General features: G+C 38.1%; 17 protein-coding genes and 1 pseudogene. 1 reads left to right on the forward strand and 17 read right to left on the reverse strand.

The features are described from left to right. The first annotated feature begins 174 nt into the window (after nucleotides 1-174). Entirely contained in the window at nucleotides 175-717 is a 543-nt protein-coding gene (locus Q0X59_RS02080; RefSeq protein WP_296157441.1) for an SAF domain-containing protein, read from the forward strand. Nucleotides 718-805: 88 nt separating this feature from the next. On the opposite strand, the gene Q0X59_RS02085 is transcribed toward Q0X59_RS02080, so the two are convergent. From Q0X59_RS02085 to Q0X59_RS02165, 17 genes and pseudogenes are all read right to left on the reverse strand, one after another. Continuing rightward, entirely contained in the window at nucleotides 806-1,006 is a 201-nt protein-coding gene (locus tag Q0X59_RS02085) for a hypothetical protein (RefSeq protein ID WP_075523737.1), read from the reverse strand. Beyond that, nucleotides 1,006-4,941: a helicase gene (locus tag Q0X59_RS02090; protein ID WP_297642919.1), complete on the reverse strand. Its 3,936-nt coding sequence runs from the start codon at nucleotides 4,939-4,941 to the stop codon at nucleotides 1,006-1,008. Before Q0X59_RS02090 ends, Q0X59_RS02085 begins: the two co-directional genes overlap by 1 nt. A 1-nt stretch (nucleotide 4,942) precedes the next feature. Further along, on the reverse strand, nucleotides 4,943-6,412 hold the full coding sequence (locus Q0X59_RS02095; protein WP_297642842.1) for an FHA domain-containing protein: 1,470 nt from the start codon (nucleotides 6,410-6,412) through the stop codon (nucleotides 4,943-4,945). A gap of 201 nt (nucleotides 6,413-6,613) precedes the next feature. Then, nucleotides 6,614-6,808 (reverse strand): 50S ribosomal protein L28, encoded by a 195-nt coding sequence (rpmB, locus tag Q0X59_RS02100; RefSeq protein WP_075523740.1) that lies wholly within the window; start codon nucleotides 6,806-6,808, stop codon nucleotides 6,614-6,616. Nucleotides 6,809-6,909: 101 nt separating this feature from the next. Then, complete coding sequence (gene fni, locus Q0X59_RS02105) at nucleotides 6,910-9,657, reverse strand: type 2 isopentenyl-diphosphate Delta-isomerase (RefSeq protein ID WP_297642845.1); 2,748 nt, start codon at nucleotides 9,655-9,657, stop codon at nucleotides 6,910-6,912. A gap of 135 nt (nucleotides 9,658-9,792) precedes the next feature. Then, on the reverse strand, nucleotides 9,793-10,872 hold the full coding sequence (gene mvaD / locus Q0X59_RS02110; protein WP_103043459.1) for a diphosphomevalonate decarboxylase: 1,080 nt from the start codon (nucleotides 10,870-10,872) through the stop codon (nucleotides 9,793-9,795). A 142-nt stretch (nucleotides 10,873-11,014) separates the two neighbouring features. After that, nucleotides 11,015-12,148 (reverse strand): mevalonate kinase, encoded by a 1,134-nt coding sequence (gene mvk / locus Q0X59_RS02115; protein ID WP_297642921.1) that lies wholly within the window; start codon nucleotides 12,146-12,148, stop codon nucleotides 11,015-11,017. Between the two features lie 492 nt (nucleotides 12,149-12,640). Further along, complete coding sequence (rplL, locus tag Q0X59_RS02120; RefSeq protein WP_075523744.1) at nucleotides 12,641-13,021, reverse strand: 50S ribosomal protein L7/L12; 381 nt, start codon at nucleotides 13,019-13,021, stop codon at nucleotides 12,641-12,643. Between the two features lie 98 nt (nucleotides 13,022-13,119). Further along, nucleotides 13,120-13,641 (reverse strand): 50S ribosomal protein L10, encoded by a 522-nt coding sequence (gene rplJ, locus Q0X59_RS02125; RefSeq protein WP_075523745.1) that lies wholly within the window; start codon nucleotides 13,639-13,641, stop codon nucleotides 13,120-13,122. 502 nt (nucleotides 13,642-14,143) lie between these two features. Next, on the reverse strand, nucleotides 14,144-15,547 hold the full coding sequence (locus Q0X59_RS02130) for an NCS2 family permease (RefSeq protein WP_075523746.1): 1,404 nt from the start codon (nucleotides 15,545-15,547) through the stop codon (nucleotides 14,144-14,146). Nucleotides 15,548-15,869: 322 nt separating this feature from the next. Further along, entirely contained in the window at nucleotides 15,870-19,400 is a 3,531-nt protein-coding gene (locus tag Q0X59_RS02135) for a right-handed parallel beta-helix repeat-containing protein (RefSeq protein ID WP_297642848.1), read from the reverse strand. Between the two features lie 868 nt (nucleotides 19,401-20,268). After that, nucleotides 20,269-21,048 (reverse strand): phosphate ABC transporter ATP-binding protein PstB, encoded by a 780-nt coding sequence (pstB, locus tag Q0X59_RS02140; RefSeq protein WP_075523311.1) that lies wholly within the window; start codon nucleotides 21,046-21,048, stop codon nucleotides 20,269-20,271. A 122-nt stretch (nucleotides 21,049-21,170) separates the two neighbouring features. Beyond that, complete coding sequence (pstA, locus tag Q0X59_RS02145) at nucleotides 21,171-22,193, reverse strand: phosphate ABC transporter permease PstA (protein ID WP_297642923.1); 1,023 nt, start codon at nucleotides 22,191-22,193, stop codon at nucleotides 21,171-21,173. Between the two features lie 63 nt (nucleotides 22,194-22,256). Beyond that, a pseudogene (pstC, locus tag Q0X59_RS02150) lies at nucleotides 22,257-23,150 on the reverse strand (phosphate ABC transporter permease subunit PstC); the annotation flags it as partial. Between the two features lie 152 nt (nucleotides 23,151-23,302). After that, complete coding sequence (locus Q0X59_RS02155) at nucleotides 23,303-24,559, reverse strand: phosphate ABC transporter substrate-binding protein PstS (protein WP_297642851.1); 1,257 nt, start codon at nucleotides 24,557-24,559, stop codon at nucleotides 23,303-23,305. Between the two features lie 262 nt (nucleotides 24,560-24,821). Then, a complete protein-coding gene (gene mtnN / locus Q0X59_RS02160) occupies nucleotides 24,822-25,523 on the reverse strand; it encodes a 5'-methylthioadenosine/S-adenosylhomocysteine nucleosidase (RefSeq protein WP_296157135.1) in 702 nt (233 codons plus the stop codon). A gap of 51 nt (nucleotides 25,524-25,574) precedes the next feature. Then, nucleotides 25,575-26,756 carry a 3-deoxy-7-phosphoheptulonate synthase gene (locus Q0X59_RS02165; RefSeq protein ID WP_296157137.1) on the reverse strand — a complete coding sequence of 394 codons (1,182 nt, stop codon included), beginning with the start codon at nucleotides 26,754-26,756 and terminating at the stop codon, nucleotides 25,575-25,577. Nucleotides 26,757-26,799: the final 43 nt, after the last annotated feature.

Consider the following 26,799-nt stretch of genomic DNA (forward strand, 5'->3'; position numbering starts at 1 on the left):
ATTATGATCCACTTACTTACTGATTTCATATCTAGAATGATTTCGCCAAAAGAAGCGCATGAGCGTTATGAGAGCGCGCTTATAAAAAGGCGTAATAAAAGATTTTTACGTAAAATACTCATTGTAATAAGTTCGTTTATATTAATGATGTTTTGTATATCTGCAATAAGTGCAATGCAAGAAACACAGAATATTATTATTGCAAGAAAATCTATTGCAATAGGAGAAAAAATAACCTCATCTCACGTTCAAAGTATTACTGTTCCAAAACACGAAGTTTTTCAGCAAGTACTTAGATCATACTCATCAGATTTGAATCTAACAGCTTTATGTAACATAAAATCTGGCATGCCAATACTCACTAACGAAATTAGCAAGTCGCCAAATATCCCTAAAGGATACACAACGATTGACGTAACTTTATCTAGCGCAAATCAAGCACTAAAACCTGGAGAAAATATCTCTATTGCATTCGCTAAATCGCCAATTGATATAAATAATACAAATAAAGATAATCACAAAGAAATCGAGAATAATAACAGTCAAACAACAAGTGAAAAGAGAGCAAATTTTACAGTTTTAAGAGATGTACTTGTTATTAAAACACCAGATAGCAAACATATTGCAACGCTTGCAATGAGAGCAAATGACGCGCTAGAACTTCTGAACGCGCAATCCGACACGCCAACAGGTGCAATAATAGCCATAAAACAATAAAAACAACGAGTTTCTTTAAGCTTAAACTAACGTTTAACAACAAAATATTAAAAAGTGTTACCAGCCCAAGAATATTACAATTCAAACACTAATCAATATGCTCGTTAAATATTGCCCAATGAGGAGGTAATTGAGTCAAAATACGTTGATCATCGTCTTCTGATTTCTGAATTGAATTCTGAAAATCAGAAGGATCCAACTTTACGCCATCCATCTCAAACAATTCAGAACCTCGGCGAACCACGCGATTATGTTTACGCGGGGCACGCCGATTAGGATCATACGCCATTAACGCTCATCTCCATGCAACTCGCCAATACGAGATACAATGCGATCTACTTCTTTTTCAGGATTAACAAATGCTGCAACACTCCACACATTCATAACAACCCATCCAAGAGTTTCGAGATCTTGAATAAGCATGCGATGACGCTCTCTAGTAGATTGAATGCTCATGAATTGAGAATCATCAGTCAAAATAGCAATTTCATAAGGCTTATCTGGCAATCCCACAACAAGAGGAATCTTAATACCTGTATTTAATCCATAATTAGCGCAAACACGCAATCCCCTAGAACGAACTCGCTCAGCTAAATCAGCAAAAAGCACATTTTCATTGCGAGCTAACATTTCAACAGAAGATTCATGAGAATTCAAATCACCAGATTTTGAAAGCTCATCTTCCAATACGGATTGCGTAGATTTTGAGCTATTAGATTTTTCAGAGTCTGAAACAGAATCAGAGTCAGAGTCTGAAACAGAAGGTTCAGAATCAGAAGAATCAGACGATGCAGCAGAATCAGAATCAGCAGATGCAGAAGAATCAGCACTAACTTCATTAGCTACTACAGAATCACCAGCACCACTAGAAACACCACCAGCACCATCAGCAGCTGCACCAACACCACTATCACCAGAAGAATCAGAATTCACAGAATTATCACTCAAATTCTCTGCCCAAATAAGCAAATTCTTAAGCAGCTTAGGACCATCTTGATGCAAACGCTCATCATCCATGTCTTTAGACGTAAAAGCACAAACAATATCTAGATTCCTGCGAGATAAAGCCAAAGAATCCAACAGCATGTTTTTACCGCCTTCAGCTTCCAACAAACCGAATTGTTGCAAAAGGCGACCGTGCGAAGTCTTTGCATAGCAGAACGAAAGAATAACATCAGTAGCGTAAGCTCCAACAGCCTCATTGACGCTAACTAATCGAACGTGACGCAAGAATCGCGCCATATTCTCATCCTTAAATGCTAAGGCTTTCAAATCAGCACCAAGACGCATACGGAATGCGTTAGTGAGCATCACAACTGCAAGAACATAACTAGAAGGAACAACAGTAAAAGTTTGCGCTCTTTGCTTAATCAACGACACAACTTCATCAATTTCTTTCTGGGAGCATTCAATCAACCCAGAAGACATAACAGGAACACCAGTTGCTTCAACTTGATGCAAACGCACTCTACCTTGCAATCGTTCTACAGGAATATCTTGATGAACCTCACCATAACCGTTAGACTCCAGGAACTTCGCCAAGAGTAAGGATCTGCGCAAAGCGTGAGATTTTATTCTAACCTGCGGCAATAAATCAACCAATTTCTTAAGGCATTGAGAGCTTATAGTAGATTTATGAGCGATAATAACAACATTTCGCGCTCTAACAAGCACAGACAATAATTCAAGATTCGAAATATGCTCTGCAGAATCAATTATTACAGTATCTGCAATAGGCTTAAACGGCAGTCTCATAGCTAAAGTCGAAGGCATGCCAATCATAATCGGCTTAGCACAAAGAACCAAATCAGCATAATCTCTTACCAAATTGGCGAAAGTCACACCAACACGATTACCTGCAAGCATAGTATGAAGTTGATTAGCTTCTTGAGTGTGAGCAAAAAGCAAATCACACAAATGCTTCATAGCTTCTTGTTGAACCATAGGCCCAATAGAACGCACGTGCTCAGTATCAACTTGCACAAATCTATCTGCCGCATCTTGCATAGCAGATCCATCTTGATGAGAAATAATTTCAGAAGAACGAACAATATCTTCAAAAACAGTAGTCCACCAAGCAAGTTGCAATTCGCCATCAAGAGCTTGACCTGTAATATGACGACGACGCAAATCTTCTACTAAATCACTTAATCCAGCTCTTCTAAAATCACGCTCTAAAACGCATCTACCAGGCAAAGTATCAAGAGATGTGCGATTATCGTGCAAAGAACGCAAACGCTCATCGAGCTTAGCAAAATCAGTATTTTCTAAATCTGCACCTTGACGAGTAGTAGCAAGAACAGAATCCAATGCAACAAGATTACGAGTCAGCATTTCTTGCGTATCAACAATATCGTCTAACTTAGGAGGCAAAACAGGCCATCCGCCATGAGGAACAAACAATCTCCACTGGGAAGCCTGTTGAGCAACAATCTTCAAAGCCTCATGCAAATCATCAACTTTTGCACCAACGCGTAGCAAATTACGCGCCTCTTTAACACGTCTTCTGCGCTCCCAGAATCCCATATCTGTTCCTTCAGATTTGCGCAAAGACTTAGGCTTACTTGCTTCAATCATAGATTCCAAATCGCGCTCAAAAATCTCAGGCTGGAAAACATCTAGAACACGCCGTAAATTCTTCAAAACTGTTATTTGACGCGCCCATTGTCTAGCAGTATTGGGAACAGGGAAACCACAATTTTGAACAGTTGTTTTAACTTGTTCACGAGTTGCAGGAAGTAATTTAGTTAATACATCAACAACTCTTTGATAAACATTAACAGCTTCACTTTCGTCAAAAACAGATGCACCAAACCATGGAGTATCTTCCGGAGTAATAGTAAATTCACCGAGTTTGTCTGCATCGTGAAGCTTATGCGCCCAAGATTCAAGATGCCCAGATAGCAAGCGAGCGCAATTAACATCAAATCTCACATGAGTTGAAGGCCTAGAAGGCAACATAGCTATTGCAGCAAGATTTTGTATAGTTTGATAAGCAGAAATACCCCAATGCTCATTATCTTTATGCAAATCTCCAAGATAACGAGTTAAACGAGCGCGAACACCAACAAGCTCATCTGCAACTTGTTCAAATCGCGATGATGCAACACTATGACGCACTCCTACAGCAGAAATAAGCTGAGAATCCACATGTTTAGCGATATGAGGATCAGACACGTCTACAGCCAAAGACGAGATTTCATGAGCGCTTAAAGCGTGACGGAATCTACGTTGTTGTTCACTAACATTTGCAACATATAGAACTGAATGCCCAGCTAATACAGAACGAGATGCCACAGATGCAGCTAAAGTAGCAGAATCACATCCTGCATCAATATTCATAAAAACAGAAGTTCCAGATGCAGCCAAAGTAGCAGCATAACGGACTGTATTATCTACATCACCTACTTCAAACTCACTATGAGGATCTGCGTCAAAAGGTGTGTATTGCGGAGCGTTAAAAGCCTTAAGTTTGTTTATAGCGTCCTTATCTGAAAAAATCGCATCAATCATAGTGTTACCGACAACACCTGTTTTTAATGCTTCTATAATATGATCGCCTTCTGTTACAAATCTTGTACCAGCGTCTGTGAAACATCCAAGAACAATATCTCGCTCAATATCAAAATCAGGAAAAACGCTACGAGCTTGCTCACTTACAGCAGCAAATACAGCGGATGTTTCTGGAGTTCCACTTTCATAATTAGAACCATCAAAAAGAACCTCTTCACGAAGTTCCACTCCACGCTCACTTAGACGCTGAACCAAAGCATGATTTAATCGAACATTACCAGAAAAGTAGATAGACGCTACTGTTTCATCTTGAGAACTATCTCGAACTACACGAACAGGATAAGTCAACACAGGAACATGATTGCCATTAAAAGAAGCTACTCCAACAACAAGAGATAACTCTGAAACTCCGCTTTCATGCGCTTTATTATCTCGATCTTCACATACACGATTCAAATTGCGACCGGCAGCTCTTAATATTCCAGAATCTCTAAATAGTGCTTTCAACGTGACTTTTCCACTAGCAAAAAGTTGAGCAATTCCAGAAGGATGTGCATGAGTAAGCTCAAGCTTAGCTTGCAATTTAGTAATATCCTCTAGCGGAGAAGGAACTAGCTGCGATTGATAATCGTCACGCCATTTTTTAAGATCATTTATCAAAGCAACATTATGACGAGTTGCACCTGTTTCAAAAGATTCACCACTATTCATATCATTCACTTCCCATTGCTTTGCGGTATGAATCGTATCCGCTATTTCTAGCTAAAGCTTCATCGACATCAGCGTTTGATTGAGCTGCAAGCCAAGCATACAAATCATCATAAAGATTCGTGTTCATAGCTAAATACGGCAACAATTCAGAATATTTTGCCATTTCAAATTGCTCAGAAAAATCTGAAGTTTGCTTCGCTTCATCCGATGTAAATCCGCCAGCTTCTATAACTTCATGATTAGAATCAAATTCACCTTGTGAAACTTTCTCAAAAACAGACCCAGGCTCGAATGCAGGCGTATATTCATCGTAAAAATCATTATTTGAGAATTGAGAAGATTGAGAAGAAGATGAATCATAAGACGATCCAACATTAGAATTAGCAAAAGAATCGTAATTTGATTCAGATTCACTAGTAGAAAGCTCATTATTCTCAAATTTTGCATTATCAGACGTTACAGAATCTGTATGCGAATCTTCTGATTCTACAGACTCAAAAATATCCTGATTTTGAACATTTTGCGCATTGTTTTCTTCTGAAATTTGATTATAAAGCTGCGTATTTTCTTGAGAATTTTCTTGAGAATTGTTTAGCGAATCACCTTGCAAATCGGATGATAAATCATCAGACAGCGAATCAGACAGCGAATCATCTTGCAAGTTCTCTTTACTATTTTCTTCACTATCAGCTGAATCTTTATCGGAAACACTATTTTCAGATTCGCTAACAGAACTATCAGAAGACGCATCAGATTGCTCAACAACAGATTGCTCAACGTCAGATTGCTCAACAACAGAACTTTCTTGAGCGTCATCAAAAAGATTACGAGGCTCAACTTCTTCTTCTTTACGAAGAACTGGAATTTCTACTTCAACAGCATTAGCATCTGGAACATTTATATTTTCAGAGCTTAAAACTGAACCTTCATGATTCCAAGTAAGCTCTGGCTGCGAAACAGACTGAGCATGGAAAACACCAGTAGGCTCACCTGCACGCAAATCTAAAATTTGATCAACCGATAAATCAGAAACATCCGGTTCTTGGCGGTTATCGTCAGTAGCATAAGAGAAAAGATCTCTTACAGAATCATCTTCACTAGCATCTTCTTCAACATGCACAAAATCAATAGGAACATCACCAAATTGCATACGCATTATGCTGTTCGGAAGTTGAAAATCAATATCCGGCTCTAAACGCATTAAATTGCCATTATCCCCAACTAAGTAAGTGCCATTAGTTGAATGAAGATCGCGGATAGTTGCAACACCATTCTTGCTAACAATCAGCAACGCGTGACGCTTAGACATAGAACGCTTATTATCTACAATATCTATACGCTTAAAGCCATCATCTCTTAAAGGTCTAATAGGTTTACGACCAATCTCAACTGATTGACCTGCTCCAATTCGAGCTTGCTCTACGCCACCTACTGTAATCATCCAGCGTTGTACTGTTTGTTGACTGGCCACGCTAATGCTCCCTTCACAAAACACACTACCTTCTATTGTGTCATGCTTTGTGTATATTGCGAGATTCTATATAAAAATTTTGTGCTATAAGGCAAATTCTGTTCTATAAGACAGATTTTGTACTATAAGACAGAAATTTATATTTATATACAAAAAGAGCCCTGAACTTTTGCTCAGGGCATCTTACATTCTTTAAGCGACTCACGCCTCAACGCGCTGAACCTTTCCAGCCTTAATGCATTTCACGCACACGCGAAGACGAACATTCTCGCCATCAATAGTAGTGCGAACTGGCTGAAGATTCGGGCGGAAGGTGCGCTTATTGCGGATATGTGAATGCGACACAGAGAAACCGGTTTGCGGTCCCTTGCCACATACTGCGCAACGAGCTGACATGATGAACTCCCTAATTCTAGACTTGCAAGTCTTGCGTCGTTCAATCACACAAATACGCATAAACAGATAAGCGTGTATGAACGCACAACTACACAAGTATATCACTTGTCAAGACAACTATTCAAACTCTTATTAAATTCTAAAGAATCACCCTTTAAAATAAGCCTAGATTTAGAACGAATATCCGACACTTTTTGTGCTCCAAGCAATGCCATAATATTACGAATTTGCTCTATCCATTCAAAAATTCGCTGCTCTAGTACTTCTTCACCACTATGCATAAGAATGTGCAAAAATTCTCCAGCAACTCCAACTGCTTGAGCACCTAACGCTAAAGCACGAATCACATCAAGAGGAGTACGCACTCCTCCACTTGCAAACACTTTTATACTTCCATTATTGCAATTCTCATATCTCATAACATCTAGCAAAGATTCAACAGTCGTAAGACCCCAAGAACTCAAATATCCATAATCGTTAGAATCCCTACGAGAATTTTCTATAGTTATAAAATTCGTGCCTCCACGTCCACCAATATCCACAAAACGCACACCGAGATCATATAATCTACGAACATCTAAAGAAGTTATTCCGCAACCAGTTTCTTTAACAATCATAGGTATATTCGCTTTATTGCAAGCAATCGAAATATTTTTAATATTTAGCATCCAATCACTAAAATCACGATCGCCTTCAGGCATAACTAACTCTTGAGCAACATTAAGATGAACTTGTAAAGCGTTAGCGTTAATCATTTCAATAGCACGCATAGCGTCAGACGCACTAGTTCCAGCACCAACATTTGCAAACACAAAACCTTTAGGATTTTCATCACGAATAACACTAAAAGTATCTATAAGAGAAGGATCTTTAAGAGCTGCACTCAAAGAGCCAGAAGACATAGGAATATTCGTTTTGCAAGAAACTCTAGCTAATTGAGCATTCACAGCTTTAGCTTCTTTGCTTCCGCCTGTAATTGCGTTAATATACAACGGAATTGGCGAGGAATATCCCCAAAAACTCACACTAGAATCCACGTTTTCTAGCGAAATGTTTGGCAAAGAAGTCGGCATAAAACTTATATCATCAAATCCAGCTTCAGAATTAGCTTTATATTGCTCGTCCGCAATAGCCAAATGCATATTTTTGCGATTTGAAGTTATTTGAGATTCTAAATTAGAAATGACATTTTTTATAGTAATACGAGAGGATTTTTTATTAGGCGAAGAATTAGACAAAGAATTAGACAAAGAATTAGACAAAGAATTAGACAAAGAGGATTTTTTATTACACAAATTAGACGATTCTAAATTACTAGAATTACACGAATCCATTTTACTCGCATTACGTTTTGCAAAAGCTCCAGCAGTAATAGGATCACCTTCATGAGGTAAATGAATATCGTCAAAATCTATTTCTTCATGAATATACGAAATTTTCTTCTTATTACCTGTATTATATTGAGATAATTTTTCGCTAAATTCATAATGCAAAACTATGTTTTCTGAAGATTTTCCAGTACCGTTAATTTTAGCTACTTTAAGATTTAGCGGCTTAATTCCATCTGATTTCCAAGTATCTTTAATATAAGAAATACCGTCTTTATTGTATGAACTAGCTAAAGCGATTCCACAATCACCACCGCCAGCACCACTAGTTTTAGCAGCAGCACCAACAAACTTTGCTGTTTCAATCAAACTAGTTAGCATTGGAGTTTCAATAGTAGTTTGAGTTAAATCGCTCAAATCTCTCAAAAGTTGACGATTACATTCCAAACCACGCGAAAGACTTATTAAATCGCCGCTTTCAAGCACTTTCGCAAGCCTTTGTACACAAGCTTCACTTAACAAACAAAAATCTTCATAAGTAAACAATTTTTGTGACACTCGATTTGATTTAACACTGCTAACTAACGAAGAACTCGAAGAAGGAATACCAGTCCAACCAACAAGTAATTTTAAAGATGGGTTTACATTCAAACGTTTTACTTCTAAACGTGGCCACTTTTTTCGCACAAGCTTATGAAAATCAAGATCCCCAGAATTCACCATCTCTATTTCAGCTTTAAGCCAATCGCGATAATACGCTCTATACATAATCCAACCGCCGTAAACACTAGCAGCCACATCTCCGCCACTTCCAGAACCTTCTACTAGAGCAGATGCAATCAATGCCAGCTTACAAATATCCGGAGTAGAAATATCTAAGTCATACCACTTACACAATGCACGAACTACAGCAACTGTAACTGCTGCTGAAGAACCCAATCCATATTTTCTGCCCAATCGCGGATCATCTAAATCACTAGAAATACGCACGTTATAACACTTATTCAAGGGCTTTTTATATTGTTCAAATGCAAATTTATCTACAACATTCATTGCGCAAAGCACATAAGAGTAAAATTGCGCATATTTTTCTTCTTCAACAAGAATATCTTTACCATTAAAAGAGCGCTTCCAATATAAAGTTTTGTATTTTGAATTTTTGTTGACTTTTTGCTGCAAGCGCTGAGAATCCAAAGATACACAAGAAGAATCAACACTTTCACCAGCAGAACCACAAGCAGAATCACCAGCAGAATCAACACTTTCAGAAACAGATGATATAGAACCGTATACTGTTGGAGAATCTAATTTATTAAAATCTTTTAATTCTGAATTAGATTTACTTAAAAACTTACTGGAATAATTCTTACCGTGTATATCTGTTATGCGCAAATCATCATCGTCGATTGTTGCGCTCACATAGCGATTTACAGCTACTACAATTGCAGCAGCTCCATCTACAACTGCATATTCACCTGCAATATAAAGCTTTCCCGAAGCCATGTCTTGCACTTTGCTCATGATATCCCCATATCGTTTATATATGTCTAAAGCACCTAAAATGAGTATTTCTACTATCTACATGATATTACTAGCATAAAATCCTACACACTCACTACACACTCACTACACACTCACTACACACTCACTACACACTCATTTTCTAACAAAAATACGTACTCCATCTCCAGGCAAAGCGACCATAATACGAATCGGTTTATTAGAAGACAAATTTGAATTATCTAAAACTTTAGAAATATGCGAGCGCAAATCATTTGCAACTTTCTCTGCTTCACTTTTAACAGTAAGAACTTTCACATTAGGACCAGCATCCATAGTTGCCCAAACAGGCAATCCTTTTGAACGCAAATTTTTTATAATTTCCAATACTTTATAACTATCTTCAGTGATGTAATTAACAGGAGGTACAGCATTATGCATTGTTTCATGCATGCCCATGAAATTTTTCTCTACTATGTTTCCTAAAGTTTCAATATCACTATTTTTTATAGCACAAATTGCGTTCTGAAAATCTTTTTCCGATTGCTTAATCCAAGGTATATAGGTTGGCGATGTTTTTACAGTTCTGCTCATTGCTTCTCGACTAGAAATTGGTTTAGGCGCAGAATCTAAAACTATTGCGATCATTGCTAATTGAAGATTTTCAGGCATTTGGATAGGCTCTGCATATGAAGATTCATCATCTTCTCCAGCATTCCAAATTGAAAGTCCTCCAAAAATAGATCTACATGCAGATCCAGAACCTCTTCGAGCAAGTTTAGATAATTCACGAGGACTTAAATTTAATCCCGCGGCATATGCTCCAGCTGCAGCTAATGCCGCAAATCCGGATGCACTAGATGCTAATCCTGCTGCAGTTGGAACGCTGTTATGAGATACAACATTAGCTTTTAGGGATATTCCAGCACGAGCACGTATAAGATCTAACATAGAAATTATGCGATTACGTACTTTATTCGACTTGCCACCAACAAGTGTTACACCGTCTAAAGAAATGTTATCTTCGGATAAATTCTCATCAAAACTAACTTGTGTTTCAGTTCCCCAATCTGCAAGTGTTAAAGATAGCGAAGAAGCATAAGGCAAAATCAACTCTTCATTACGCTTACCCCAATATTTAATGAGAGCAATATTTACATTTGCACAAGCGCGAGCGCAATTAGCATTCATTGAATCATCGTAAAATACTGACGGATTAACAATCACGCTTTGCATATACTCTCACTTTCACGACTTAACACACTCATGTTGTTATGCACTCATGCACAACTTAACGCATTCACACGCTCACACACAACTTAACACGCTAACATATCAATAACTTAGTCAAATAACGTATCAATATCTTATTAAATTATTATTTTCCGCTAATATCAACAATCCAAGTTTTTTTAGCTCCAGCAGATTTGAAAGCATCGCTAACTTTGTATGCGCAATCTTCAGAATCAGCAATCGCTATAACGCAACCTCCTCCTCCACCACCAGTTAATTTTGCGCCTAGCGCTCCGTTAGAATAAGCAGCATCAACTAAATCATTTAGCAAAGGAGTACTAATTCCAAGCTTATCTAAAATTCTATGAGCACGAATCATTTTTATTCCCACATTTTCGCTACTTCCATTTAACAAATCATCTTCGGCACTTAAAGCAATATCGCCTAATTCTTGCAAAAGAGAATTTACGAAAGTAGGATTTTCATCACGCTTTTTTCGTAAATCTTCCACAGTTACTCTAGTCATGCCTTTTAACCCAGAATCAGCGAGTACAATCCAAGCTCGCATATTTATATTCATATAATCAAATGATCCATTGCAATATTTCACAGGCAAAAGAGATGAAGTTGCAACAGCATCCAATCCAGAAGGTCGCCCGTGAGCTACACGCTCAGCTTGCTGAGTTAAAGAAAATAATTGCGACTGATTAGCGTCAATACCATAATAATCCAAAATAGCGCGAATAATTGCGCCAGCAGAAGCAGCAGAAGACCCTAATCCTCTTTCAGGTGGAAAATCTGATTCTGTCAATACATACAAGCGTTCCCCATCCCAGCCTGCAAAATCTAACGCGCAATGAATAGCAGTTCGAATAGAGGAAAATCTAGGAGGGATATTTCGCAATAATCCAGTAAATCCTAAAGCAGAAAAAACAATATTATCGTCAATATTAGTTTCGATACTAGTTTCAACGCTAAGAGAATTAGAGGAATTAAGAGAACTATGTAAGTTAGAGGAATTAAGAGAACTATGTGAATTTAAGGAAGTAGTCTTCGATTTTAACTCAAAAGATTTATCTAACTCAAAATTAAAAGTGCATTCATTAGAAACAGTGGCTCGCATACAAAGATTTCGCAAAGGCAATGCAACAGCAGGATATCCATACACAACTGAATGTTCACCAAAAAGTATTACTTTTGCGCATGTTTTTCCAACGCCAAAACGAGGAGTTACACAAGACTTACTAAAAGCATCATATGCATTTGACGCATGACAAATTGTTTCACACGCGCTACTCAACGCATAGCCTCCTACAAGCAAAGATTACAAACAACTTTTCTAATCTAATCTTCAACGAATTAAAAAACTACGATATTTCAAATAAGCTCACAACACATTCACAAAATACACATTCACAAAATATTTTTTATTTTTCGTTCGATTACTAATTTATGTTATGTTAGAAAATTGAACGAATAAAAATATGAATAAGAACTAATAAAAATGAATAAGAACTAATAACAAATGAATAAGAACAAATAACAATCTGCTTATATGCCGAAAATACAAAATACAAAAAATATTTCAATCAAAAACTAGTGTATATATGCCAAAAACGGTGCTATTTGAGTTATTTTCTAAAACTTGTAAAACAGATTAAATTAAAAAAACTAATATAAACTAAAAGGCGAAAGCAACAATAAAGTCACTTTCGCCTAAAAGCATTAGCTATTATTGCATTACGCAAATTTAGCCAAAATTTGCTATGAACTACTTAAGTTCTACAGTAGCGCCAGCCTCTTCGAGAGCAGCCTTAGCCTTATCAGCATCTTCCTTCTTAGCCTTCTCGAGAACAGCCTTTGGAGCACCGTCAACGAGAGCCTTAGCTTCAGCCAAACCAAGGTTGGTCAAAGCACGAACAGCCTTGATGACTGCAATCTTCTTATCGCCAACGGAAGCGAGAACGACATCAAACTCGTCCTTCTCTTCCTCAGCAGCGCCAGCAGCAGCTGGAGCAGCGGCAACAGCGGCTACAGGTGCAGCAGCTTCAACATCAAACTTCTCTTCAAAAGCCTTGACGAACTCGGAGAGCTCAACGAGGGTCATTTCACCAAAAGCTTCAAGAAGCTCTTCATTAGTGAGCTTAGCCATAATGGCTTCCTTTCTTACTTGGCCGATAGGCACACGTTGTGCCTTAAGCCATCAAATTTTTTATTATTATTTGACTCATGCAGCAAGCTGCAAGGGTATCATGCGGCCTTTTCCTGCTTTTCGCGCAAAGCGTCGATAGTACGCACAGCCTTTGTTGGCAAAGCGTTGAACAGGTAAGCGGCCTTGGACATAGTGCCCTTGAGCGCGCCGGCCATTTCGGAAAGCAACTGTGGGCGAGACTTCAAGTCTGCAAGCTGCTTTGCACCTTCGGCATCGTAAACGGTTCCATCTGCGAAACCGCCCTTGATAACGAGGGTCTTATTCTCTTTGGCAAAATCACGCAAAGTCTTAGCAGCCTCAATGAAATCACCTTTTACGAAAGTGATTGCAGTTGGACCGGCGAGAAGCTCGTCAAGACCTTCAATGCCCGCTTCCTTAGCAGCAATACGAGCAAGCGTGTTCTTAGCCACAGAGTAGGAAGTATCGCGGCCTAGCTTTTCACGCAAATCAGAAATCTGCGGAACTGTAAGCCCGCGGTACTCGGTGAGGTAGACAGCGTCTGCATTACGGAATAATCCAGTAAGCTCTGCAACTACCGCTTCCTTTTCGGGCCTCTTCATGGCGTTCCTTCCTAAATCGGCCGTCGATTTGAAAGAAACACATCAAGCTTAATCTAAACAGAGCAACAAAAAAGCTCTGCGCACTGGCAGAGCAACAAACAAAACACTAAAGTGTTTAAACTTTCGATTTACAATAAACAATTTGCAAATCATTGCTCAACCTGTGCTGGCATGACACATCAATTTCAGGAATCTCGCGATTCCACCAACGGTCTGTGGTTTACGTTGGGACAGTTTAATATGCATCTAAGACAATGTCAAGAAAATAGAAGACAGTATTAAGAAAGTATCAAGAAAATAAAAGACAATATCAAGCAAATTTGCAGTAAATCTAAGAATAAATTTAGAAAAACAAAAGTTATTTCGTGTTATTTCCCAAAAATAAAAACAGAAATAGAAACAAAAAGAGGGCATGTAATCACACGCCCTCTAATTTTTCTTATGCTTGCGAATTAAATTCTTGAAATTAAATCCTTGAAATTAAATTCACATTTACTCACATTTACAGCACAGCGTTAGCAATAAAATCAAGCAAGAACAACAAAGAAACAATCCAAAGCATTGGATGAATTTCCTTAGCGCGCTTCTTGCAAGTCATCACTAAGCAGTACATAATGAATCCGGCTGCGATACCGTAAGAAATGTTGTAAGAAAATGCCATGAATACAGCTGCGAAGAATGCAGGAATTGCCTCGGAAATATCATCCCAAGCAATTTCCTTCAAAGAACTTGCCATCATGCATCCAACAACCACAAGCACACCAGCAGTTGCAGCAGCAGGTACAGCGGAAACAACTGGAGCAAGAACTATTGAAAGTGCAAAACAGATTGACACAACTACTGAAGTCAAACCTGTACGACCACCTGCACCAATACCTGCAGCAGACTCTACATAAGTAGTGGTGTTAGAAGTACCGAAGATTGCACCAACAGAAGTTGCAATGGAATCAGCAAACAAAGCGCGATCCATCTTGGAGCTAAATCCGGAGCCGTTTTCCAAAGCACGCTCGTCCGCTTCAGAGAAGATTCCAGTACGACGACCAGTACCAATGAAAGTACCCAAAGTGTCGAAAGTATCAGACATTGAGAAAGCAAAGATTGTTATTAAAACCAGCGGAATACGATCAGGACGTGAGAACAGAGTTGGGAATCCTTCGTTTGTAAATATTGCGCAGAAAGTCTTAGGCAAATCATGGAAAGCGCCCATGATTGACACAGAGTTGTTCATAGTCGTCAAACCCATTGGAATACCAATGATAGCTGTAACAACAATGGAAATAAGCAAAGATCCGCGAACATTCAAAACAGTAAGAATAATTGCCAAAATCAAGCCAATAAGGAACAACCATAGAACTGGGTTCTTTAGAACAGCAAGACCTGGAATTGCAGGAGTTGCACCAAATTTAGATGCAATTGCTACAGCTTCTTTGTCTTTTGGAGTGAACTTAATCAAATCAACGTTCACCATGCCAACATAAGCCACGAATAAACCGATGCCACCGCCGATTGCGTGTTGTAACGAAGTCGGGATGGCACGAATAATCATTTTACGAATTTTAGTAACGGTAATAAGAATGTTAATTAAACCGCATAAGAACACCATACACATGGCATGCTGCCAACTAAAGCCTAAGCCTTTTACGACAGTGAACGTAAAGAACGCATTAAGACCCATACCAGCAGCTTGAGCGTAAGGCACGTTAGCAAATAAGCCCATAACAAGCGTGCCAATAATAGCTGCAATAATTGTTGCTAAGAACACGCCACCCCATGGCATACCAGTTTCTTTTAATACATTTGGATTTACGATGATTATGTACGACATTGCGAAGAATGTAGTGAGACCTGCAGTGATCTCCGTTGGTACATTCGTGCCGTTTTCTTTGAGATGGAAGAACTTTTCCATAAACTCTCGGTTCCTTGGTTTACAAGCGCAAAAGACCATAAAAAGCGCGGCGAAGGCTCTTGAGCAATCGCGCACGCAATTACATTTGGGCATTCACGCAGAGGTTACTGCGACTCGCCGGCATAGCGAAGGCATCGCAAAATCTCACATAAAATTATGAAAATTGCGAAACCTTTGAACACCGAACGTCTTAGACAATACTCGTAAGTGCTGACCTAAGATTTGCTCGCGATTTTAGATTTTTATGTAAAAAAAAAGGTCTTTGCATACAATAGCATGCAAAGACCAAATAAATTACAATACTTCTAAAATAAGTAACAGCCTACTTTTGAGAATTTCGCAAGAGCGCACCAGCATAAGCTAAAATGCTAGCAACAAAAACAGTTAAGAGCGCACTTACGCCAGTATTAGGTAACTTACTTACAACAGTATTAGGTAACTTATTAGACGAAACCTTACTTTCAACGGTAATATTCGTCCAACCAAGCTGATTACCATTCTCATCAATAAGAGCAACCGTATGCTTACCAGAATAACCAGCAGGGAACAATGCATCAAATTGAGGTTTGCCATTAAGCATATAAACCTTCACACGATCAGAGCCACTAGCGTCCTTAAGCAAACGAGGAGATGAATAAATATATGCATAAGCATACACAAAACCATCAGCCTTCAAATGAGAAATAAACTCCTCATTAGAAATATTCGCAATAACTCTATTGACAGCATTAGCGTACGCTACATTCTTCACACCAATAGTAAGCTTACCTTTCAATTCAGGATTAAGACCATCAACACTAGAAGGAGCAAGAGCATTCACGGATACTGACAGCGAAGAATCAGGTTTAACTGGCGTAGCTGGAGCTGGCTCATGAGGCTCAGGAACAACAGGTTCAGCAGGCGTAGCTGGAACAGGCGGAACCACAGGCTCAACAGGAGCTACAGGCTTAACAGGCTCAACCGGATCAGACGGAACCACAGGCTTAACCGGATCAGACGGAGTCACAGGCTTAACCGGAGTCACAGGCTTAACCGGTTTAACCGGCTCAACCGGATCAGAAGGAGTCACTGGATCAGATTCATGTTTAGCTACACACTCAGAATCATGAACATCACTAGCTTCATCCACATACTCAAAAACAGGACTTACATGCAAAGACGGACGAGACATATCAGATTCAGCTGTTGCAACAACACGAATCCAATCACCGCGCTTTACATCCAATAAACCATGACTTTTAACAGCGTTAGCAAACTCTTGCGAAACTTTCAAAGACTCTGAGAGTTTAGCACTATACAAAACTTCATTATTTATCATTAAAGACAATGTTATTGCTTTGCCATTATTGCCTTTCTGACGCAAATACGGCTCATTCTCTTTAATAGTAAAGCGAATCTTTCCGCTCTTTGGAGCAAGCCATGCAATTGCAACACCACCAGCACTACCAGGTGAATCACTTAGCAAGCCATGTATATCTTTTCTATTTTCAGGATAGTTACGATTTGGATAATCTATTCCAGGTCCATAATAACTGTCAAAAAGCCAGTTAGGATACTGCGGATCCTTAGATTTCAAATCCTCCCAAGTTCCACTGTCACCATCCTGTTTCTGACCATGCCAAATAGGTCCTTGATGATCATCTTGATATTCACGAACCCAATCCCAAGTCATCTTAGGCTTAATTACATAATCAATGAAAGCAGAATCAGAAGAATTATCTCCCTCAAGAGAAAATCGTACAATATCGCCTTCTAACACATTTGCAGAAGGTTTTAGTACAGAACCACTACGCAAAACTTGCATTTTAGTTTCGCTTCCAACTTTTATCATAGATAAAAGATCGCATACATTTGTAGTAAGCTTTTTACCTATAGGCACATAAATGGTCTTATTACCATTTTCATTACCTGTTTCAAAGTCAATATTTTTAATAGAAATAGCCTTAACGTCACTTTCAGCACAACCAATATCTGGATTAGATACGATCTTAGATCCAAAGAAATCATGCTCAAAATTAAAACCATTAAGATCATGAATTACTGTACCGGAATTTATTGCTGGAGATCCCTTAGCAAGTAGATAATTAGCAAAAGCATTATTATCGCCTTGACGAGAATAAATTTTGCCATTCTTATTAAAATCTTTTATGCCAATTACGTTAGATTTGAATACTTTGAGAATATCATCTGCCTTCAAAGCTTTTGCATCACTTCTAGGAGTTGATTCATAATTTATATACAGATTATTCTTATATACTTGTCGATTATTCCTATTCCATTGAGCATTTTTTGTTGTAGCATTGCTAAGAGAACCGTTATTTTCATCAACGCTAGCAAAAATATTATTTTCCATAAGACCTGGGCCATTAGTTCGGTCCGTCAAAACTTTCACACCTTTACGCAATATAAACGTATTGTTGTAAATATGCGCAGTGCTATAGGTTGTTGGTAAATCAATCGCGCCATTATCTCCTACAGCAATGTTGTATCTGAATGTAGTGTTAATAGCAAAATAATTACAAACCATTAAAGTAGCAAAAGTATTATTTTGCGAATAGTTATATTGGTAAAGAGTGCCATCACCAAAATCAGCATCCCAAGGCTGACCATCACCATTACCGTGATCAGCGTTCAATGTTTCATAAGCTTCGTTATACTCAAACAATGCGTTCTTGCATCTCCAAGGCCAAATAGCAGCAGCAGTTCTTCCGGAAGAAGTTAAATAATCTTGAGTGTTAATATGCTTAGCAACCTTAGAAGATACATTTCCTTTAACGAGTGGACGATCACAATACATCACTGTAATAGCATCACCACCAGCGCCATATACAAAATTATTTTCAATTACAACATTAGTTTGACCATATTTAGCAATTACAGAATCCTTAATAGCTCCACCAGCGCCATTAGAGTAATCAAAATCGTTATTCCAATTGCGTGAGTTATCAATATAATTCAAATACGAAGTGTAACCTACTGCGATACCCCATCTATCTACGTCTTCAACTCTATTATTTTTTATTGAAATATGATCAAAACGCGATACATGATTTTGTAAATATGCATCATCGGCTGCACTCTGACGATATTTTGGCAAATGAGCCATAAAATATATACCGCCATTTGCCATATGCTTGTTGTAAATATTGCCATCAACGTCATGAATATAGCAATTCTCAATACTGACATTACTCATAGTAGTACCATTTTCAGCAATACCAGCAATGCCAGTCCTATCCATACGATTTTGACTTCTATCTAATTTTGTACCGTCAGAATCAGCCTTCTCAGTCCATTTCCATGTTTTAACTGGATCATAAACATTCTCATCGTCATTCGTGATTTCTAAATTCTTAACAGTGATATAAGAAGAATCCTTAATGAGAATAGTTGACGAAACATCACCCTTATGCTTATGAGGACTTCCACCAATTAGTGCTTTATAATCTTGATGCCACTGACTATCTTTTACACCGTTTGCAGCAATAAGCGGAGCAGGCTTGGATGGATCTCCATAATCCATAAAAGTTATAGGCTTATTTTCAGCACCAGATATATCCTTAATATGTAAAGATTGATTATTAAATTTAGAACCTCTTTTTAGAAGAATCTTATCTCCAGGCTTAAAATCCTTCATAATTTCATTTATTTTATTTAATGTTTTAAGAGGTTTATCAGCAGTAGTTCCTGTATTATTATCATTTCCTTCTTCACTAGAAACATAAAAGCTACGACCTACAACACCCCCCCCCAACTCAGTTTCTTGACCAACTGCAATATTGGTGAAAAAAGTGCCTACAATACATGTACAACATACAGCAGCTAACGCTCGCTTTAGATTTATAACACTCATATTCTATAGTCCTTCTTCAATAGAAAAACAATTATTTACGTGACTCTATTGATCGATATGAACGCCTTTACTCACATCTATCAATAGAATATTTTTTGAAGTTATATTTATGTAATTATTATTTTTTAATTGATATTGTTATACCGCATCTGCAAGCAACCTTGCCAACATAAACGGAATACTATTATATTAGTAAATATAATTAACAATTTCAGTTTAACTATAACATCACGATTTCTCTAATACAATATGAATTTATGCTTATTTTGTAAACAATCCTATAGATTTATTTACTAAGCAAATAAAGTATAGATCACGTACTAGTGAGGCGTGGAAATTACTTAACGAACAATAAAAAGCGAAACGGTGCTTGAAGAAGTTACACCTAATCCAAACTCTTTATAAAACTAAAGTAAGCTAAAATCTACCTTTTACTACTACAAGCAACAACATCTGAGAATGCGTAAAAAGTTGAAGCTCCTGTGAGGTAAGTAATTCCCCCACCTCACAACAACAATCATATTTTGTAAACAATCCTATAGGTTCATTTACTAAGCAAATAAAGTATAAATCACGTACTAGTGAGGTGCGGAAAATACTTAACGAACAATAAAAAGCGAAACGGTGCTTGAAGAAGTTACACCTAATCCAAACTCTTTATAAAACTAAAGTAAGCTAAAATCTACCTTTTACTACTACAAGCAACAACATCTGAGAATGCGTAAAAAGTTGAAGCTCCTGTGAGGTAAGTAATTCCCACACCTCACAACAACAATCCTATTTTGTAAACAATCCTATAGGTTCATTTACGGGATTTGCCTATCAAATGGGCTGAGCTCTCGGAGTTTATCTTAGAGAAACGTAAAAATCACCCAAAACGACCGGAAATATAACGCTCAGCTTCAGCATTACGCGGATTATTAAACATAGTAGTCGTGTCTGCAAAATACTCTAAATGACCCGGCTTGCCAACAGCTTTCAAGTTAAAGAATGCTGTGTAATCAGCAACACGAGCAGCCTGCTGCATATTGTGAGTTACAATCACAATCGTGTAATCATTTTTAAGCTCGTTAATCAAATCTTCCACAGCTAGAGTAGAAATAGGATCCAGTGCGGAGCATGGCTCATCCATAAGCAATACTTGCGGATGCACAGCAACAGCTCTAGCAATGCAAAGTCGCTGCTGTTGACCACCAGAAAGACCAATACCAGGCTTATCTAAGCGATTCTTAACTTCATTCCATAAGTTCGCTCCACGCAAAGCCCATTCAACAAGATCATCAGCATCTTGCTTAGAAATTTTACGATTATTCAAGCGAACGCCAGCAAGAACATTTTCACGAATAGACATAGTTGGAAAAGGATTCGGGCGCTGAAAAACCATTCCAACATCTCTACGCACAGCTACAGGATCAACATCTTTAGCATATAAGTCACGTCCTTCAAGTAAGACCTGACCTTCTACGCGCGCTCCAGGAGTAATCTCATGCATTCTGTCAAGAGTTCGTAAAACAGTAGACTTTCCGCAGCCAGAAGGACCTATAAAAGCCGTAACTTTATTAGGCTCAATGCTTATGTTTACATCCTCTACAGCAAGAAAATCACCATAATAGATGTTCAAATTTTTCACATCAATCCGCTGACCCATTACGATCCTCGCTTTCTAAAAATTTGTTACGTCTTATTTAGTCTTGTTACGTCTTATTTCGTCTTCTGTATTTCTATTTTGCTCTATTTCAATCTAATCAATCTATTTTTCTCTATTTCAATCTATTTTGCTTTAACTGAAAACACTCGAGCAACTACCCTACCAATAATATTTAGCAATAACACGATCACAATCAAAGCTAGAGCAGCAGACCAAGCGCGTTCCATTGGAATAGTAGTTACGCACGAATCAGGAGCATTAGCTGGGCAATTCGCAGAAAGCTTTGAATACTCTTGATAAACATATACAGGCAAAGTAGTCATCTGACCTTCAAACAAATTGAAATTAGTTGATGCAATAAATCCAGAAGCCATCAAAAGTGGCGCTGTTTCACCAATTACACGCGCAACAGCTAAAATGCATCCTGATACAATTCCCGGCAACGCTGTACGCAAAACCACTTTAGTAATAGTACGTTGTTTTGTTACTCCTAAAGCTAACGAAGCTTCACGCAGATCATTAGGAACAATTTTTAGCATTTCCTGAGCAGACTTCACAACAGTTGGAATCATAAGAATAGAAAGTGCAACTGAACCTTCAAAACCATTTATAGTTCCAGGACCTAAAAGAATAGCAAACATAGAAAATGCAAATAAGCCTGCAACGATAGAAGGTATGCCGCTCATCACATCAACCATCAAGTTAATTACACGCGCAATTCTTTTTCCATGAGCATATTCAATTAAATAAACAGCACACATTAAGCCAATTGGAATTGAAATAACCATAGCACCAAGCGTTATTTCAAGCGTGCCAATAATAGCATGCAAAATTCCGCCATAACCGCCTGTGCCAGTTGCATTTCCACCAACTACATAAGTCATATTATGAGTCAAAAAATCTATGTTAAATCGTTTAATACCATGGATGATTGTTGTTAAAAGCAATGATGCCAAAGGAATGATTGCAACAATAAAAGATAGAAAAATCAACACATGCATCAAAAAATCTTTGCGCTTACGCAATGCAATAGATGACCTTGTTGGGCTAAATTTATCAAAATCTATAACTGGACTTGTTGAAGACGAAGAAACTAAATCAGACGAAACAGACGAAGAAACTTGATTAGGTTTCTTTGATTTTATAGATTTAACAAACTTTTTAAATTTAGCAAATATATTTAGTCGATTCGCGCTAGTATTACCAGCAATTTTTCTAGCAACAAAATTTACAACAAACGAAATAACAAATAATACAAGACCTGTGCCAATTAACGCACTCACACCTAAACCATTTGCTTCAGGATATTGAGCTGCAATATTAGCAGCAATAGTCTGATTTTGAGATGCCTTGAAAATATTGATTCCGAAAGTAAATCCCGGAGAAAGAATCATCAAAACTGCCATTGTTTCACCAAGAGCACGTCCAAGACCTAGCATTGAAGCAGAAACAATACCAGATTTAGCAAACGGCAAAACTGCAAGCTTTATCATCTCCCACTTTGTAGCACCTAGCGCGAGCGCACCCTCTTGTTGCAAACGAGGAGCTTGTTGGAAAATATCGCGAGCCATAGAAGTTATAATTGGCAGAATCATTACTGCAAGCACAAGACTAACCGTTGCAGCACACCTAGAAGGATTTGCAACAGGACCAGCAAATAAAGGAATCCAAGACAAAAATCGCGAAATCCAATCCCAAAATGGGTACATAGCTGGAACAAGAACTAGCCCGCCCCATAAACCATAAATAACTGATGGTATTGCAGCCAATAAATCCACTACTGAGCTTAGAAAAGGAACGATTTTTTTAGGCGCGTAATGAGATATGAAAAGCGCAATACCAATAGCTACAAAGAATGCAAAGCATAAAGCAAGTGCAGACATTAAAACAGTTCCGAAGATGAGAGGAATCACATAACTTAAGAAGTTATGTGATTTCCCCCCAGTAAAATCCGCATAAACGCTAGAAAGTTGATTTCGATCTGCAAAAATCAAAGGAGTTGCACGAAATAGCAAGAATATAGCTACAGCTGCAAGTATCAACAAAATCAAAATACCGCAAATACAAGCAACATACTTAAATATGTGATCTAAAGTATGCATACTACGATTACGCGAAAAACCTTGCTTGTTTGAATCCGCATCCGCAACTACATTCATCGTAGAACTCACTCATGCTCCTTTTACAGATAATGTCTTAATAATATCAGACATGTTCTAGCTTTTTCAGCTATGTTATAGCTTTATAACAATTATCATTTAATAGATTGAATTGATGCGTTTATTTTACTTACAACATCTTGTGGAAGTGGTGCGCTACCAGATGCACTTCTGGCAGCATTCTGACCTTCATTGCTAACTACATAACTTAACCATGATTTCACAAACTTCGCTGTAGATTTGTCTTTGTACGCATTGCAAGCAATGTCATAAGACACAAGAAGTATAGGATAAGCTCCTTGCTTTTTAGTTAAATGATTTATTTTAACAACTACGCGATTTTTACCAAATGCTTCTGTATCTACATCAGAATCAGAGAGAGTAGCAGATGCGCCTTCAGCTGAAATTGCACTGTAAGTATCTGCAACTTTCACAGCAACTGTTCCTAATTTGCCTACTTGAGAGAAATCAGCGTATCCAATTGCTCCATCTGCCATACGTATTGTTGAAACTACTCCAGAAGTGCCTTTTGCTCCTTGACCTACGCTATTAGGCCAATTTTCAGAAAGGTCATATTTCCAATCATTTGGTGCTGCATCTTTTATGTAGCTTAAGAAATTCTGAGTTGTGCCAGACTTATCTGAACGATGTACAACAGTAATAGCTTTATTCGGAAGAGAAATATCTGGATTTTGAGATTTAATAGCATCATCATCCCAACTTGTGATTTTCCCATCGAAAATTTTAGCTATCGTAGAAGCATCCATGTTAATATGCTTGCCTGCATCTGAAACACCTTTTAGATTAAATGCTATTGCAATAGGAGATACATATACAGGCACATCGAAAGCAGTAGTTCCATTTGCACACACTGATTTAGATTGCTTTACTTCATCATTACTTAAGAATTTATCTGATCCAGCCCAAGCTGTAGCGCCAGTCATAAAAGTTGTAACTCCTGCGCCAGAACCAGTTGGATTATATGCGATTTTAGCTTCAGGATTTTTCACTTGGAATCCTGCAATCCAAGCTTCCACAGCAACTTGTTGAGAGGATGCTCCAGATCCTTGGAAATTTCCAGAAATTTTAGTGTTAGTAGACCCGGATGCGGATGTGTTATCTGCAGGAACGTTATCTCCGCAAGCAGCGCACGTTGCGCACAAGCCAAATGTAAGCGCTGCTACAGCAGCAGCGCGAAACTTAAATATGCTTTTATTTGTACTTAATTTTGTAGTACTTAGCTTTGTAGTACTTAATTTTGTTGGAATTAACTTGATTATATTCATTTTGTTCATATTTTTACGCATATTCTTCTTTCCTTTCGCGAAGAATTGCCTTGCGCTCCACCACACTTTCGCGTTCCTATAGCCGTATTGCGAATTGAGCGCATTTTCTTAAATTACCCTATCTTTTTTTATTAACGCAATCATCATAAATAGGTGGGTTAAACCTAACCGGCAAAAATACGTATATTGCAAAAAGTGACGGCATTTAGCACTACGAATTTCAATACTTGCACAAGAAAGGAGTCGGCAACCAATACGGCGTGTCGAAAAGTTACTGGCGAACGTTTATATAACAATTAAAGCTATATATTTTCAATACGAACATAAATCACAAATTACGAATAATATTAACTGTAATTTTTGCAGCAGTATCTGCATATTCTGAAATATCAAAAGTATGGAAAGTTTCGTATTCTGTATCCGCGTTATCACTCATTGCTCGCACAATCAATGCTGGAACATCATTACGCGCTGCTACATGAAGTACAGCAGCTCCTTCCATTTCAACAGCATCTGCATGAGTTTTTTCAATTACTTCCGCAACTTTTGAAGGAGTATCAACAAAATATCCACCAGAAGCAATAGTTCCCGAAATATGCGTAATTCCCATTTTATTAAGCACTTGATTAGCTACTTGCAACAAATAATCATCAGAATGGAACTCGCTCGTAAAAGGTTTCCATTGACCTATCAAACGCATATCTGTATCTAAATATTTTAATGTTTGCCCAAGCACAACATCATTTGTATGTAAATTTTTATTAAGATTTCCAGCAATACCAGAAAAAATTACAGCTTGAGGATTATAAGTGTCAATAAGATATTGCACAGTTGCAGCAGCATTTACTAAACCCATTCCGCCAACAGTAGCAACCACATCAATTTTTCTTTGATTTACACTAAGAAGCTGCCCTTGAGATACATCAAGACTAGCAAAATTCTTATGAGTTACATCATTAAGTTCACTAGCGATATGTGCAATTTCCTCTTCTAAAGCGCAAACAACAGCAACTCTTTCGATATTACGCATAAAATTATTCCCTTTACATTGAGCTTGATGATTTTTCAACAAAATATTTAATTACAATTTACGGCGAGAAGATACAGACGAAGCAAGAGTATTAAGCAAAGCAGCAGTATCTTCCCAAGAAATACAACGATCAGTAATAGACTTGCCGTATTCAAGCTCACTAAGAGGAGCAGGATCTTGATTACCACCTTTTAAGAAACTCTCCATCATAACGCCTTTAATACCCTGCTCACCTTCAGCCAAACGCTTAGCAATCTCACGAACAACCTCAATTTGACGATGCTCATCCTTACCAGAATTTCCATGAGAACAATCAACCACAACACCGTTAGAAGCCATGCAACTTGTACCAAGCCTTAATCGAACAGACGCAACTGCAGCAGCAACGCAAGCAGCATCATAATTTGGACCTTTACTAGATCCACGTAAAACAACGTGACAATCAGGATTACCAAGAGTTTGAACAGCACAAGCCCTACCAAGATGGTCAATACCAAAGAAAGTATGACGCTGACTTGCAGCCAAACAACCATTTACAGCAGCAACAACTGATCCATCAGTAGCATTCTTAAAACCAACAGGCATAGAAAGACCACTAGCAAGCTGACGATGAATCTGCGACTCAGTATTCCTTGCACCTATTGCTCCCCAACTTACAGCATCAGCAATAAACTGTGGACTAGTTGGCTCTAAAAACTCCGTTGCTGCAGCCAAACCAGCATCCAAAACTCCAAGTAAAGTGCGGCGAGCTAAAAGCAAACCTTTATGAATATCGTGAGTGCCATCAATATCTGGATCGTTAATCAAACCCTTCCAACCAAGAGCCGTACGAGGCTTTTCAAAATACACTCGCATAACTATTAAAAGCTCATTTTCAAGCTTCTTACGAAGTTTAGATAAACGCTCAGCATAATCAAGCGCCGCCTTAGGATCATGCACAGAACAAGGTCCAACAATTACAAGCAAACGATCATCATCGCCATTCAAGCAGCTTCGAATCTCATCACGCGATTGAGCAACAATATCTTGTGCACATTTAGATAATGGCAATTCTCCAAGAACTTGTGCAGGAGTTGGCAACGGTTCAAGCTCTAGTACACGGCGGTTAATAATGCGATCAACACCAACTCTATCTTCCCAACGCATGAATTTAGCAGAATTAAATGGATCTTTCTCCTCTTCAACAGCTTTCTTAACAGCAAGTGCGTTACGTTTCTCAAAAGTAGATTCCATTTACAACCATCCTAATAAAAACACACTCGGCATAGTCCGAGCT

The organism is uncultured Gardnerella sp. (genome assembly GCF_947280595.1).
In the GTDB taxonomy this organism is placed as follows: domain Bacteria; phylum Actinomycetota; class Actinomycetes; order Actinomycetales; family Bifidobacteriaceae; genus Bifidobacterium; species Bifidobacterium vaginale_A.

Bases quoted from the DNA above. Each gene is read 5' to 3' on its own strand.
- rpmB (WP_075523740.1), bottom strand. From the start codon at position 6,808: ATGTCAGCTCGTTGCGCAGTATGTGGCAAGGGACCGCAAACCGGTTTC.
- Q0X59_RS02130 (WP_075523746.1), bottom strand. From the start codon at position 15,547: ATGGAAAAGTTCTTCCATCTCAAAGAAAACGGCACGAATGTACCAACG.
- mvaD (WP_103043459.1), bottom strand. From the start codon at position 10,872: ATGCAAAGCGTGATTGTTAATCCGTCAGTATTTTACGATGATTCAATG.
- Q0X59_RS02080 (WP_296157441.1), top strand. From the start codon at position 175: ATGCAAGAAACACAGAATATTATTATTGCAAGAAAATCTATTGCAATA.
- Q0X59_RS02165 (WP_296157137.1), bottom strand. From the start codon at position 26,756: ATGGAATCTACTTTTGAGAAACGTAACGCACTTGCTGTTAAGAAAGCT.
- fni (WP_297642845.1), bottom strand. From the start codon at position 9,657: ATGAGCAAAGTGCAAGACATGGCTTCGGGAAAGCTTTATATTGCAGGT.
- rplL (WP_075523744.1), bottom strand. From the start codon at position 13,021: ATGGCTAAGCTCACTAATGAAGAGCTTCTTGAAGCTTTTGGTGAAATG.
- Q0X59_RS02135 (WP_297642848.1), bottom strand. From the start codon at position 19,400: ATGAGTGTTATAAATCTAAAGCGAGCGTTAGCTGCTGTATGTTGTACA.
- rplJ (WP_075523745.1), bottom strand. From the start codon at position 13,641: ATGAAGAGGCCCGAAAAGGAAGCGGTAGTTGCAGAGCTTACTGGATTA.
- Q0X59_RS02085 (WP_075523737.1), bottom strand. From the start codon at position 1,006: ATGGCGTATGATCCTAATCGGCGTGCCCCGCGTAAACATAATCGCGTG.
- mtnN (WP_296157135.1), bottom strand. From the start codon at position 25,523: ATGCGTAATATCGAAAGAGTTGCTGTTGTTTGCGCTTTAGAAGAGGAA.
- Q0X59_RS02090 (WP_297642919.1), bottom strand. From the start codon at position 4,941: ATGAATAGTGGTGAATCTTTTGAAACAGGTGCAACTCGTCATAATGTT.
- pstB (WP_075523311.1), bottom strand. From the start codon at position 21,048: ATGGGTCAGCGGATTGATGTGAAAAATTTGAACATCTATTATGGTGAT.